Source organism: Oligosphaera ethanolica, assembly GCF_030814695.1.
GTDB lineage: Bacteria > Verrucomicrobiota > Lentisphaeria > Oligosphaerales > Oligosphaeraceae > Oligosphaera > Oligosphaera ethanolica.
In genome coordinates this window covers 1184271-1197381 of the sequence record NZ_JAUSVL010000001.1, presented here as the reverse complement: position 1 = coordinate 1197381, position 13111 = coordinate 1184271, and the positions used below count along the sequence as shown (strand labels likewise).

Below are 13111 nucleotides of genomic sequence, written 5' to 3'. Positions count from 1 at the left end.
TGTAGTGCGTTAAGTGATGTATTCCTTCTTTCCCGCCAGTGCAAGAGAACGAATACTTTAGGCGATGAAGGGCGTTTTTTCAAGAATGGCGATCATGGGGTTGTTGTCGCGCGTTGCTGGTTTTGGTGGAAGAAGTCGATGGCCTCGCGCAGGTTGATGCGGGTATAGGCCGAGTCGCAGGCGGGGTTTTTGCGGCCGGCATCGGCGAACCACATATCGAGGGTTTCGGGTCGGAAGATGGCGTTATGGAGGTTGGACTTCATGGCGACGGGTCGTTTGATGATGGTCATGAGCATTTCGGGGGTGATTTTGCCGTAGTTTTCGTTAATGCGCTGGGCGAGGGTTTGCGCCCGATCGGGGGCTGAGATGAGGACGGTGTCGGCGGGGACCGGCGGCAGTTTTGGGTGCTGTTGGCCGGCTTCGAGGACCTCAAGTTTTTCGGGGGTGGCATACACGCCGATCATGTCCTTACTGGCATCGCTGAGCACGTAGTAGTACTCGCAGGTACGCGGCGTTGTTTCCAATATAGCCAGTGCGTCGCGGACGGTTTTGGCCCGTTCCATGATATCGCGCATGAGGAAGGTCATGGGCATGCCGTCCCACTTGCCCTCGCCTTCGCCGCCGACTTCGCCCATGGCCAGGCCGTGTTCGTTCATGGCGGTGACGGTGCCGAGGAAGCCTGCGTAGCCCAGCGACATCCAGGCGTTGCGGCCTTCCGGGATGAATATTTGCACGGCGGTGTACTTTTGCAGGTTGACGTCTGCCATGTAGTCGAGGACGCGGACATGCAGGATCTGACCGTCGCTGGTGGCCTGATTGCGCATGGCGGCGCCGCTGCAGTGGAAAAGCTCGGGGAAGAAATTGGCGCAGAGGGCATCGCGGTCGGAGATGCCGGCGGCGCGGCCCATGGCGAGGCATTCTTGGACGAAGCGCTCGGGGGTGTGGGGCATGGCGCGGCGGATGATTTCGTCCATGCGTGCAAAGAACCAGTCGCCCTTGCTGATGGAGTAGACGGCGCCGACGAGGCACATGGTTCTGGGTGAGACCTGGGGGACCATATTGGCCATGAGTTTGCCATGGGCGCCGCCCATTTGTTCGGCGGTGCCGTTGACGATGAGGACGCGTTTGCCTCCCAGCAGACAGAGCATGCCGTTTTCGTTGCGGGCGATGACGCGTAGGTCCTGGGCGAGGCTCATCAGTGGCAAGGCGATGGTCAGGGTGAGGGTGAGGGTGAGAACCCAGTGGTGTTGCAGGCGCTTGGTGCACATTATTCTGTTTCCTCCAGTAGGCGTTCCATCAATGCGGCGATCATGCGCAGGACATCTTCCTGTCTGACATTCGTGGTATTGTCGCTGGCGGGCGGGGCGAAGATTTCGGCCTGCTCGGGCGTGTTGATTAGCCATTCCTTGATGGTGATGGTACCGGAGTAGCCCATGGCGTTGAAGAGCATTTCGCGTGGTGTTTCATCGGGTGCGAAGCCCAGAGTGACCTCGGCCTGGACTTGGTCATGGGTGCTGGACATGATCAGCGAGGCGCCGCCATCGGGGGCGCTGCTGTTGCTGATGGTGCAGAATTGTTTGAGCAGATCCGGCGCCATGGCGGCGCCGGCGAGGGCGCCGACGCCCACCTGCCACTGCAAAAAGAGCCGTGGGGTGATGTATTGCGTGCAGCCGCGCCCGGCCTGGGCGTCGATAGTGCCAACGAAGACGCTGTTGTTGGCGCCGGCCAGCCACGGGTACTCGCCTTGGCCGATTTGTGCCAGGCCGAGCTGCGGGATTGTCCCGGCGATGCGGTAGCGCCCGCCGCTGCCGCGGCAGTAATCGATGCTGCCTTTGAGCGTGTTGGTGGGCAGGTTGATGCTGAAATCAAGCTGGCAACGGTGCATGCTGCCCGGCATGGGCGAGGAGTTGAGCAAGGACAGCGCGCCCTGGAGGAAGGAGCCGGTGAGCCGCATGGCGTTGTTTTGCGCCGTGATCTCGGCGGGCGAACGCCAGGACGCCGGGCGGTCCGCGCTGAAGAATCGGACCAGCTCGTCCATGATCTGAGGCATGGCGGCGGCGACGGTGTAATGACCGAGCCCTGGTAGCCACGTGATGTCACAGCCCGCTACGGCGGCCAGCTCCCGTGAGCAGTCCGGAAAAACCACTTCATCTTCCGCGGCGCAGATCATTTTGATTTTGCCCTGCCGGTTAAGTCGTTGGAGCGCCGGTCCCTGCGCTAGCGGGTCGATTTCGAGCAATTTGGCGAATACGGCTTCGCGCTCGGCTTCTGGCAGGCGGTCGATGAAGGCCTTGAGGTGCCTGGTCTCGTGGGCGTTCATGATGATTTTCCGCAGATTGCCGCCGCCGAGGATGAGGAAGGCGCGGTTGATGCGCGGTTCGAAACCGCAGATGCTGGCGGACATGATGGCGCCGAGGCTGCCACCGGTGACGCCGACCTTTTTGGGCGAGATAAAGGGCAGTGACGAGATGATATCGACGCTGCGGCGAGTGTCGGCAGTGGCCTGGGTGAGAGTGTCGATGAAACGCTGGGGATCGCTGGTCATTTCCCGGCGGCCGTTTTGGCCGCCGCGTTCGCCGTAGTAGGGCAGTTTGAAGAACATGGCCGTGATGCCCTTGCTGGCGAGGGTCTGGCATATGGCGCGTTCCAGTTCAAAATTGCCGTGGAGAATATGGATGACGACGGCGGCTGGGTACTGCCTGGTATTGGGCAGGCCCTTGGGAACGTAGAGTTCGCCGGGGACGCTGTTGTTGCTGGCGACGGCGGTGGTGATTGGCGAGGGAAACGTGATGGCGAAGGTGCTGTGGGTGTCGCAGCTTTCCAGGTGCTGTAAGGAGTAACTGAAGCCCCTGCCGTCAAAGCTCTGTTCCGTTGGTATTTGGTAATCGCCGCTGAGCAGTTGGGCGCGGGCGTTGAGGGCGATGATCAACAGTAGAAGCACTCCTTGTCGGAGCTGCCTGGGCAAAAACAAGCGTACACGCACAAGCTGGAACATGAAAACGCCCTCCTTCAGCAACTTCGTGATGGCCCAAGGTGAAGAACAACGGGTAATATGCGCGCGTGAGCGGGTTTTGCACGCCTGATGCGAAAAAAAGTGCCGAGTTGGCGCAATCGGTCAGTGATTGATAATGGCCGGTCTCAGAGGACAACTGGGACCATGGGGACGACTTGGCGACTGCGCGCACTGGGACGAGGACTCACGGACTCATGAGCCATGGTCCCATGAATTGGACCGTGGGGACTTACTGGACCATGGGGAAGGACGCCTTGGACTCAGAGAACCGGTTGTGGACTGCTTGGACGCCGGGGACTGACCGGCGGTGTCCATGGTGTCCATACAAACGCCCAGTGTCCCGCCAGTCAAGAGGCGGCCCTAAGCGCGCCCGTCTCCCAGCCGTGGTGCGGGCTTTCAGCCCGCGCCGCTGCAAGAGGCCAGCAAACGTCCACTCGCGCGCCCGGCATCCCAGGCCGCGAAGCGGCAGAAGCGCTTTCAGCGCTCACATGCCAACACGATGAAGGTTAGCGGCAGGGCGATCAAAAAGGCCGCAGGGGCAACATTATCAATGGGTGACTGATTACGGTCGTTCAAGACATGGCGCCGGGTGGTTATTGTTTGCGCCTGACGGTGAAGGTCACGCGGGCGGAGCGGGTGCCCTCCTGGTCGTCGATGATTAGGACGCTGTGACGCCCGGGGGGGAAGGGGCGGGATGCTCCAGGTGGTAGTGCGCCGATGAATTGATCATCGATGAACCAGAGGCAGGAAGGTTCAGCGCTGTGCAGTGGAATGGTGGCGTTGCCGTCGGGGCCGCAGAGGTAGGTTCCAGGTTTGGGCGAGAGAATGTGAAGTGTCGCCGCCGCCTGGGGTTGCTGGCACTGGCTGCAGCGCTGCAAGGGCACCCCCAGGACCTGGAGACCGCTGCGGGAGTCTACGCAGGTGCTGTCCGCAGCGAGGCCACTTTCAGCGCAGAGGGTGGTGGCGCTGAGCGTCGCGTAGATATCCGGCCACTGTGGCGGCTGGTGGTTGCGGTAAAGCGCGGCGATGATAGCTGCGGCGCAGGGGGCGGCGGCATTGGCGCCGTTGAGAGGGGCTGCTGCCCGACCGTCTTTATTACCGAACCACACGCCGAGGGTGAAATCTGGCGTATAGGTGATGCACCAAGCATCGTGATTGCCATTGGCGGTGCCGGTCTTCCAGGCGCTGTCGACGCCGGCGCCGTTGAGGGGCCGATATCTGAGCATGCGGCTGACCATGGCGCAGGTGCCGGGGGTGAAGATCATCGTGGCGTCGTGGCCTGCAGCGGCGGGGCTATGCTTCAGGAATGAGCAGGGGCGGTACTGGCCGCTGCGTGCCAATACCGCGTAGGCGGTGGTCAGATTGAGCAGGGAGTGGCCGGCGCTGCCCAGGACCAGGGACAGGCCGTGGGCGTGATCCGGCTGTCGTGACGGCGCGTCTCCGAGCAGCCCGATACTGTGGAGGCGCTCGCTCATGCGCGAAACGCCGAGTTTGGCGAGCAGGCGCACGGCGGGTGTGTTCAGGGACAGACTGAGTGCCTCCGTAGCGCTGACGCGGCCCCGGAACACACCGTCATAATTGCCGGGGCTATAGTCGCCGTAACGCAGGGGCGCGTCCAGCAGCACCGTGCAGTCGACAATGATGCCGCCGTCGATGGCTTCTGCGTAGATGAATGGCTTGAGGGTGGAGCCAGCGCTTCTGGTGGCGGTGGCCGCGTTGACCTGGCCGGCCTGTCCGGCGGTGAAATCGAGGGTGCCGACGAGTGCCAGGACGGCGCCGCTCTGGCTGTCCAGCAGCACTGCGGCGGCGTCGCTGACATTGGGCAGCAGATTGCGTTGAGTCGTCAACGCGTGGTGAATGAGGCCTTCGTACTCCGTATCAAGGTGGCATGGGTATATGAGTGCATTGGGTTGTTCCTGCTGCGCCAGAGCAAAATAGTGTTGATAGCGGCTCGGGTAACGTATGGCGAAGGGCGGTGGCTGGCTAAAATCCCGGAAGCGGAGTGGCTCGTGGTGGAGAATTTTTTCGGCGTGCTCGGCGCTGATGACGCCGTGGCGGGTGAGGAGATGCAGAACGACGCGTTGGCGGTCTTTTGCCCGGGCAGGATGGCGGTCCGGGCGATAGGCGTTTGGGCGCTGTGGCAGGCCGCAGAGCAGGGCCGCCTCTGCCCAGTTGAGGTCGCGGGCGCTGAGGCCGAAATAATACTGCGCAGCGGCCTCGATGCCATGGATCTTGCCGCCGAAGAGGACGCGGTTGAGGTATTCGCTGAGAATGCGGTCCTTACTGTAATGTCTTTCCAGCTTGCGGGCGGCGGCGGCCTGGCGGAACTTCCACCACGGTGTGCGTTTTTTGCCGGGCATGCTCAGGCCAGCTAGCTGCATGCTGATGGTCGATGCACCGGACACAACCGTGCCGGAAAAAAGATTTTGCCACGCTGCCCGGGCGATGGCGCGGTAACTGACGCCGTGGTGCTGATAGAAATCGCTGTCTTCTGCCGCAAGTAGGCATTGAATGACGGGTGGCGAGATATCAGTGAGCGGCACCGGGAAACGCCACTGGTAGTCCCAGCCTTGTTGCTGACAGATGACCTTGCCACGGCGATCGACAAAGGTTATTGCCGGCGTTTGCTGCTCCAGAACAAGCATGGGATCGGTCACAAAAGCTGGTGCCAGCAGCCAAAGGCTGCAACTGATCACGGCTACTACCGCGCTGCTGCAGACGACGGCCAGCAGAGTCACGCGCAGCCGTCGGCCGTCCAGGAGTCGTGGCGGGCGCCAGGGCAGGAATCGCCTGCGGTCGCCATTTGGCCCATAGCGGCGGCCATCAGCCATTGAAGGCTTCTTCAGCCAAGTACGAGCTTCTGACCAACGGCCCACAGACGGCTTTTTGGAACCCGAATTCATGTTCGGCGATATCGGCCCACTGTTTGAATTCATCGGGGGTGATGACTTGTGCGACGGGCCAGTTGTTCTTAGTCGGCTGGAGGTACTGGCCCATGGTGACCATGACCACGCCGGCGGCGCGGAGGTCTGCCAGCGCCTGTTTGATTTCGGCGGCCGTTTCGCCTAGACCGAGCATCAGACCGGATTTGACCAGCGTGCCGGCCGGGGCGTGCTTGGCGGCATGGCGGAGTACGCGGAGGCTGCGCTGGTAGTCGGCGTGGCTGCGGATGAGCGGGGTGAGGCGGACGACCGTTTCGAGGTTGTGACCGAAGACCACCGGGCCGGCAGCAAGCACGCTGTCAATGGCTGCGGACTGTTCCTGGTAGTCGGAGCAGAGCACTTCCACTTTGGTTTCGGGGCAGCGCGTGCGGATGGCGCTGACGGTGGCGGCCATTTGCGCGGCGCCGCCGTCGGGAAGGTCATCGCGCGTGACACAGGTGATGACGGCGTAGCGCAGTTGAAGAGCGGCGACGGCGTCGGCGACGTGCGCGGGTTCAGCGGGATCGACAGGCGTCGGCTGGCCGTGGTCCACGGCGCAGAATTTGCAGTTGCGGGTGCAGTTGTTGCCCAGAATCATGAAAGTCGCGGTGCGGCGTTGCCAGCACTCGCAGAGATTGGGGCATTTGGCGCTTTCGCAGACGGTGTGGAGTTTCACCCGCTGGAGGAGCTTACGCATTTCCAGGCGTTCTTTGCCCCCGGTGTAGCGTACTCGCAGCCAAGGCGGCAGGGGCGTTTTGCGCTCAGGTTGTTCGGAGGGATGGTCGTTCACGGTGGCAGTTCCTATGTGCGGGGCGCTGCCGGGCTGCGGAGCCATTGGCGGAGTTCTTCCGTGCCGCAGGCATCGGCGATGAGCAGTTCCGAAGCGGCAGGGTCGTCGCCCCCGAGCCACGCCAGCACCGCGTGGTCGGCGGGCGCCAGGGGTAGGTTCTTGAGTTCAGTAGCGGCAAACCACCCCGCTGCTTGCCCTTCCAGGCACCGCACCGCGCTGTCAGCGGTGGTCAGTTCGCAGCGCATGAACCAGAGGCGGATGGTTTTTTCGGGATAACGATGCACGATGGAAAAAAGCGGAAACGCCTGCGTGACCTGCAGATCGAGCTCCTCGCGGAGTTCTCGGGTGATGCAGTCGGCAAGCGTCTCGTTATCATGCTGTTTCCCCCCGGGAAATTCCCAGCGGCCAGCCAAGTGGCCGCCGGGACGGCGGGTCGCCAGCAGGATGCGGCCGTTTCTGATCACCACGGCCGCACACACATCCAACGGTGCGGACATCAGCGGGTGCCGATGAGGAATTCCGCGCGGCGGTTGAGCTGGTGATCGGCCTCGGTGACCGCGTCGGCAACTGCGGGGCGGTCTTCGCCGTAGCTGACGGTGTGCATGCGTTCAGCGGCAATGCCGAGAGTGACCAGGTAGTCGCGAACAGCCAAGGAACGACGCTCCGAGAGGGCGCGGTTGTATTCGTCGCTGCCGCGGTCGTCGCAATGGCCTTCAATCACCACAGCGAAAACGGGGTTGTTTTGGAGATGGCCGGCCAGCGCTTCAAGCTTCGGACGTTCGGAGCTGCGGACTTCGGAACGGTTGTAGTCAAAATAGACCTTGTCGTTCCAGTAGGTGCCATTTTTGACGAAGTTGCTGGCATTGGCATCGGCCACGGGGGAGCCCAGGTCGCCCCAGGCTCCACTGCCGGCGCCGTCTTTACCGGTGCCGTCCTGCCCGGCAAGGCCGTCCAGAGGCGCGAGACCCGAGGGGGAGAATGATCCGGGATCATAGCCATCGCCGGCGCCATTCGTGCCATCGAAGGCGCTGCCGGCGGGGTTGTTCTGGAGGTTTTCCAAGCGCAGCTTGGGCTTTTTGGCGCAGCCAACGGTAACCATCACGGTGATCAGGAACAGTACGGTGATGCGGGACAGGGCGATCTTGCTCATCATGGGCTTCCTTTTTCTTAATGAACACACTGCGGATTCAGAAAACAGTCATGGGTAAGCAGCCGAAGCTGTAAACGGTGAAGGCCAGAAAAACAATGGTGAAGAAAACGTGCGGAGCGGTCGTCATAAAGTCTGGCCAAGAGCTAGCCAAGTGAGGGTTGCCGTGCCAGCGGGAGAAAATATCATGGTCAATATAATGCAAAAAACAGCAAAACAGGCCCGCAAGAGCCTGTTTTGCATTTTTCTTTTCTCTGATGGCAATTTTGTGCGGGTCAGCAGCAGTAGTACAGTCTTGGCATTGCCATACGTTTCATAACTTATGACGAAAAGTTTTTTTGCTAGCGATGCCGTGGGTTTTCTGCAAATTGCCCCCGGTGTTTTCCTCGCCGGGGTGGTTACTCCTATGAAACCCGCTGCCGCAAAGGTCGGCAGAAATCAAGGTCGGATGGCTGGGCGGCGGCGGGCCGTGGGTATCCTGCAAATTGTCCCAGCGAAGCGCCGGGGTGTACACTGACCGATTACCCTGAGAATGCGTTGATCAAGGCAGGAGGTTCTTGGTTTGGATCTCGCTTTCGATCCAAGCGGCGACGTTCTGGGCGCCGATGTCGTTATGCAAGAACCACGATCCCATCCACTTGCGAGCGCTGTGGGCGCCGTTGATTTCAAAAAGTGAGCGGGCGTCCAGCAGGGGTAGGCCGGCCTTTTGGCAATTTTGCCGGCGCAGGCGCAGAACGGAGTCGAAAAGCAGCTGTTGGCTGTAGGCCCATTGCTGGTGCTTGCCGGCGTCAAACTGCTCATCGGGAGCCTCGTTGGGATAGATGGGATTGGGCAGCCAGCAGAGGGCCTTGAGGTTATGCTCTTCGAGCAGGGCATCGAAAGCGATGAAATCCTCGGTGAGACGCTCCAGGCGGCCGCGGAGCTCTTCATTGCTCAACTCGGTGCCGTGCAGCTGGAAATGGGCATCGCTGAAAGCGAAGGAGAAGACGACCAGGTGGGGGGTGAAGGGTACGATGTCCCGCAAAAAGCGCCTCACGCCTAGGGCTGTGGTGGTGCCGGCTATGCCGGCGTTGAGAACGCAGACTTGCCGTTTGCTTGCTTCGCGGGCCTGCAGGCGCTGTTCCAGCAGCTTGGGCCAGGACTTGCTTTCGTCGTCTGCGGAGAAAGTCAGTTCATCGCCGATGCAGACCACGCGGATGGCGGCCCGTTCCATGCGGTCAATGAGATCAGTGTTCATGCGCTGAGGCCAGTCGCGGGTGGCTGAGTGTTCGGTCCAGGGGCCGGCGCTAGGAATGCGGATGACGGGTCGCGAAGCGCTTGGCTCGGGTTCCGGCTGGCGAATAGCAGCGATTTCGGAGCCGACGCAGTCTGCGCAGCGCGCGGGTTTGTTGAAAGTTCCGAGCTGGCAGAGCAGCTGTTCCTGCACGGACCAGGAGATCGACTTGCCGCATTGTTCGCAGTGTAGTTCTTCTGGCTGGTGGTTGGCCAGGAAGTCTTGGCAGGCGGCGCAGCGTTTCTGCGGCGTGTCTTTGCCGAGGCATTTGTCTCTGAGCTGGTCGTCGGCTTTGTAGAGCCAGCTGCCGCTGCAGCCTTGGACCATACAGGGTACTTCGCGGTCACTCAGTGTCTTGAGGGCTGCGTTGCACTCTTCGCAGAGCCGGGCTGGTGGCCGTTGCTGGCCGCGCAGGCGTGCGGACAGCTGCATGCTGCGCGTCCAGGTCCAGGTGTGTTTGCAGCCGCGGTTGCGGCAGGCGACTTCCGCGTCCTTCGCGCTGTTGAAGAATTCGAAGCAATCCTTGCACATGCGGCTGGGAACGGCTGGCGTTTCGCCTTCGGGCGTGGTGCGGAGGAGTTCGAGTTGTTCGTAGGCGCTGTAGGTCCAGGTGTTTTTGCAGCCGTGAATCTTGCAGGGCTGCTCGGTGTTTGTCAGGGTATTGAACTGTTTGAAGCAGTCATCGCACATGCGGTGGGGCGGATTGTCCAGATTTTTGCCACTGCGGATGTGTTCGAGCTGCTGGTAGCGGTTCCAGACGAAGGAATGGGTGCAGCCTTTGACGCGGCAGTGCACCTCAATGTCGTTGAGTGAATTAAGTGTGGCGAAGCATTCGTCACAGAGCCGCCTGGGGGCGCCTTTGCCATCGGCCTCAATTTGCTCGCGGGCCGTCCAGGTCCAGGTGTTGGCGCAGCCTTTGAGGCGGCAGGGAATTTGCTGGGCGGCGATGCTTTTGGCCGCATCTCGGCAAGCCTGGCAGAGTCCCCGGGGCGGTGTAAGTTCCCGGCCCTGGGCGATGGCTTCAAGTTGTTGGAAGCGGTTCCAAAGCCACTTGCCCTCACAGCCAGCCTTGGAGCATGGCACTTCCATGTCGCTCAGGGTTTGCATGCGGGCGAAGCACTCCTCGCACATCCGGTCGGGGCGGTTGCCCTTGCCGCGAGCCACGTTATGCATGGCTTCATCGCCGGAAATATGCAGGACGTTCTTGCAGCCACGAATGCGGCACGGAACCACTGTTTCTGGAAAAAGATCACCCAGACTGCCAAAGCTGTTACCCAAAGCTACTTCTCCTAAAACCTGATTGCGTGCGCCGGAACGAAGCAAATCTGCAACGAAAATAATCAAGGGATCGCTGTTTGCAACTGCATCTGCAACAATTTACGACAAAAAGGGCTGTTGATGGACAAATATAACGATGGCGATTGTGGCGGCCGTGGGCCCCGGAGCGGCTTGCGCTGATCAGGGCGCGAGTTTTTCCAGCACGAAGCAATCGATGTTGAGGTGTTGTCCGCTGGTGTTGGTGAGGGTGATGGTGTTGCTGCCATTGCGCAGGGGCAGAGCCAGTGGCTTGCCCAGCTCATTCTGTGGTTGCAGTGCCTGCCATTCGGCGGCGTTGCTGCGGCCCCATCCGCCGGTGGAGTGAATTTGCAGCAGGGCCAGGTCTGGGATGGCGTTGCCGTTGACCGCGATGGTTCGGGCGGCGGAAGCTTCGGAGGTTGCGGCGACGATAGTGATGGCATAACGGCCTTCCTGCGGTACTGTCACGTCCCAGTCTAGGGCGTGGCCGGCGTTGGCCCAGCTGAAGATGCAGCCGCCGTTGCTGGTGTTCTGGTGCGAGGTGCTGATGCTGACATTGCCGCCGCGTTCGGCCGTGAATTTCTCGCCTTCGACGATGATGGCGTGGGGATTGGCGAGGACCTGCAGGCGGTCGCGGGCAACCAGTGAGGGCACGCCGGGCAGAGGAGCAATGGCCAGCCGGAGGTCAGGTATCTTGCCATCTGGCGCGGGCAGTGTGAAAGCCAGCACGCTGCCGGGTTGCAGCATCAGCGCGGCTTTGTCACCGGGAAGCGTCACTGGGCGACTGACCCCGCGGACGAAGACCTGCCCGACTGCGGCCTTGCTGTTGTTCTCCGTCAATTGAGCCGTGAAGAGGCCGCTGCGGGTTTCGTTCCAGACGAATTCGCCGCGCAGTTGTCCGTCCGCCCAGGTTCCCTGCGCCGGCTTGTCTTGCGGTTTGTCGGCGATGCTGACGGGAATGGAGACGGCGAAGGGCTTGACGGAGGCCAGATCGTCGAAGCGTGCTTGCAGGGCTTGGCGGCCGGCTGGCAGCGGCAGGGTGACGCAGCTGGCGCCGTCGTCGTAGCTCCAGGCGTTGTCGGCCATTGGTTCGTGATTGAGAAAGAGACGCTGGGGTTTTTTGCCCGTGAAAATACGTATGGCAGTATCGGTCGGGCTATCAATGACGGCCTTGATGGCGTGGGCATCGTACACTGCGCCGTAGCTGACCTTGGTGTCGGCGGAGAAGAGTGTCTTGCCCTGGTGGCTGAGTTGGGTGGTGGCCTGGGCGATCAGCGTGCTCAGGATGATTGTGGTGGTACTGCGAAGAAACAGGTTCATGGTGTATTTCCTTGAAAACGTCGGTTGGTAGTGGTGAGTCGACGGCGCCGGCCCTGCCCGGCATGATACATTGGCAAGTATAATCCATGTTTGACAGGGGGCAATCAGCGCCCCTTTTTTTTGCGAGGCTGAAGTTGCAGAACGACCTTGGGCCGTTACAGTAAAGCCGTTTTTCAGCCATGCGGGTGTAGCATAATGGTAATGCACTGGCTTCCCAAGCCAGCTACGTGGGTTCGATTCCCATCACCCGCTCCAGGTGCTTTCAAGCCGCCGTCGCAGGTTATTCTGCCCGGCGGCTTTTTTGTATTATGGCACTTTCGGTGCCGTGGTGTATCGGGCAAGAGCGCATCAAGGTCGCGGTGACGTAATCGGTCAGTGTACACCCCGGCGCTTCGCTGGGACAATTTGCAGGAAACCCACGGCCCGCCGCCGCCCAGCCATCCGACCTTGATTTCCGCCGACCTTTGCGGCAACGTGTTTCATAGGAGTAACCACCCCGGTGGGGAAAACACCGGGGACAATTTGCAGGAAACCCACGGCCAGTCGCCGCCCAGCCATTACCCATGGGTGGCTAACCAGGCAGCGGATTTCATCGGAGCAATGCTCTTCACATAGCATGCGGCAATCGCCGGCGATGAGTTGATTGGTAACCATGCACAAGATCATTCGCCGAGGTTATGAGCACCGAAGGTGCGCCCTAAGATAGCCCAGGGCAAGCGCCCGTAGGGCGCGTCGTCCTGGGTAAGGTGCCCCAACCCAAAAGAGCCCTGAAAGGGCGGCCTAAAAGACCTGCGACGAAGGGTCACAGCGCAAAATTGCCGCAGCAATCAATGAGTTCCATTGCCTCTTTGGCTCCAGTCAGCTTCGCCGACTGAAGCCAAAGAGGCTGAGGAACACGGACCAATATGGCGCGCTACCCAGGGCGGCGCGCGCCTTCGGCGCCGCTTGCCCTGGGCTGGTATGCTTCGCGCTTTCAGCGCTTCTGCCGCTTCGCGGCGGAAATGCACGACGAGAAAAGGCTGCTTGGTTGAACAAGTGCCATTGCCATGGATACCGTTAAATGAAGAGCATCGGTTTCATAGGAGTAACCACCCCGGTGTTTTCTCCACCGGGGTGGTTACTGACCGATTACGCGGTGACACGGATGCTGAACAGTGTTTGGGCTGAGGTTGGACGCCTGTTTTCGGTAAGAGGACAATACTTGTTATCACGGAATGGTATGGATTTGCACTGCGAGGACATTTAGAACGTGCCTGGCTGGGGGTATGGTATGACGCAATTACAGCTGCAGGCGCAGTCGCTGAGTGGCGGGTGCGTCTGCCGGCTTGGCGCGCCGGATTGAGTCACAAGG

General features: G+C 61.0%; 12 protein-coding genes and 1 tRNA gene. 4 read left to right on the top strand and 9 right to left on the bottom strand.

Annotation, left to right across the window (positions count from 1 at the left end; all coding sequences use genetic code 11):
* Positions 1-92: 92 nt before the first annotated feature.
* The 9 genes from J3R75_RS04150 to J3R75_RS04110 all read right to left on the bottom strand — a co-directional run bounded on the left by J3R75_RS04150 (position 93) and on the right by J3R75_RS04110 (position 11760).
* Entirely contained in the window at positions 93-1268 is a 1176-nt protein-coding gene (locus J3R75_RS04150; protein WP_307260087.1) for a C45 family autoproteolytic acyltransferase/hydrolase, read from the bottom strand.
* Positions 1268-2995 (bottom strand): alpha/beta hydrolase family protein, encoded by a 1728-nt coding sequence (locus tag J3R75_RS04145; RefSeq protein ID WP_307260086.1) that lies wholly within the window; start codon positions 2993-2995, stop codon positions 1268-1270. The genes J3R75_RS04150 and J3R75_RS04145 overlap by 1 nt, the downstream gene beginning before the upstream one ends.
* Positions 2996-3606: 611 nt before the next feature.
* On the bottom strand, positions 3607-5844 hold the full coding sequence (gene pbpC, locus J3R75_RS04140) for a penicillin-binding protein 1C (RefSeq protein ID WP_307260085.1): 2238 nt from the start codon (positions 5842-5844) through the stop codon (positions 3607-3609).
* On the bottom strand, positions 5837-6724 hold the full coding sequence (gene lipA, locus J3R75_RS04135; RefSeq protein WP_307260084.1) for a lipoyl synthase: 888 nt from the start codon (positions 6722-6724) through the stop codon (positions 5837-5839). The genes pbpC and lipA overlap by 8 nt, the downstream gene beginning before the upstream one ends.
* Positions 6725-6735: 11 nt before the next feature.
* Positions 6736-7221, bottom strand: a complete 486-nt coding sequence (locus J3R75_RS04130) for a (deoxy)nucleoside triphosphate pyrophosphohydrolase (protein WP_307260083.1) — start codon at positions 7219-7221, stop codon at positions 6736-6738.
* A complete protein-coding gene (locus tag J3R75_RS04125) occupies positions 7221-7877 on the bottom strand; it encodes an OmpA family protein (protein ID WP_307260082.1) in 657 nt (218 codons plus the stop codon). The genes J3R75_RS04130 and J3R75_RS04125 overlap by 1 nt, the downstream gene beginning before the upstream one ends.
* A 307-nt stretch (positions 7878-8184) precedes the next feature.
* Positions 8185-8385, bottom strand: a complete 201-nt coding sequence (locus J3R75_RS04120) for a hypothetical protein (protein ID WP_307260081.1) — start codon at positions 8383-8385, stop codon at positions 8185-8187.
* 27 nt (positions 8386-8412) lie between these two features.
* Positions 8413-10422 (bottom strand): SGNH/GDSL hydrolase family protein, encoded by a 2010-nt coding sequence (locus tag J3R75_RS04115; protein WP_307260080.1) that lies wholly within the window; start codon positions 10420-10422, stop codon positions 8413-8415.
* A gap of 180 nt (positions 10423-10602) precedes the next feature.
* Positions 10603-11760: a CBM35 domain-containing protein gene (locus tag J3R75_RS04110; RefSeq protein ID WP_307260079.1), complete on the bottom strand. Its 1158-nt coding sequence runs from the start codon at positions 11758-11760 to the stop codon at positions 10603-10605.
* 181 nt (positions 11761-11941) lie between these two features.
* On the opposite strand from J3R75_RS04110, the gene J3R75_RS04105 reads away from it, so the two are divergent.
* From J3R75_RS04105 to J3R75_RS04090, 4 genes are all read left to right on the top strand, one after another.
* Positions 11942-12015 (top strand) — tRNA-Gly (locus J3R75_RS04105).
* Positions 12016-12135: 120 nt separating this feature from the next.
* Positions 12136-12375: a hypothetical protein gene (locus tag J3R75_RS04100; protein ID WP_307260078.1), complete on the top strand. Its 240-nt coding sequence runs from the start codon at positions 12136-12138 to the stop codon at positions 12373-12375.
* A 290-nt stretch (positions 12376-12665) separates the two neighbouring features.
* On the top strand, positions 12666-12791 hold the full coding sequence (locus J3R75_RS04095; protein WP_307260077.1) for a hypothetical protein: 126 nt from the start codon (positions 12666-12668) through the stop codon (positions 12789-12791).
* On the top strand, positions 12784-12927 hold the full coding sequence (locus J3R75_RS04090; RefSeq protein WP_307260076.1) for a hypothetical protein: 144 nt from the start codon (positions 12784-12786) through the stop codon (positions 12925-12927). The genes J3R75_RS04095 and J3R75_RS04090 overlap by 8 nt, the downstream gene beginning before the upstream one ends.
* The last annotated feature ends 184 nt before the right edge of the window (positions 12928-13111 follow it).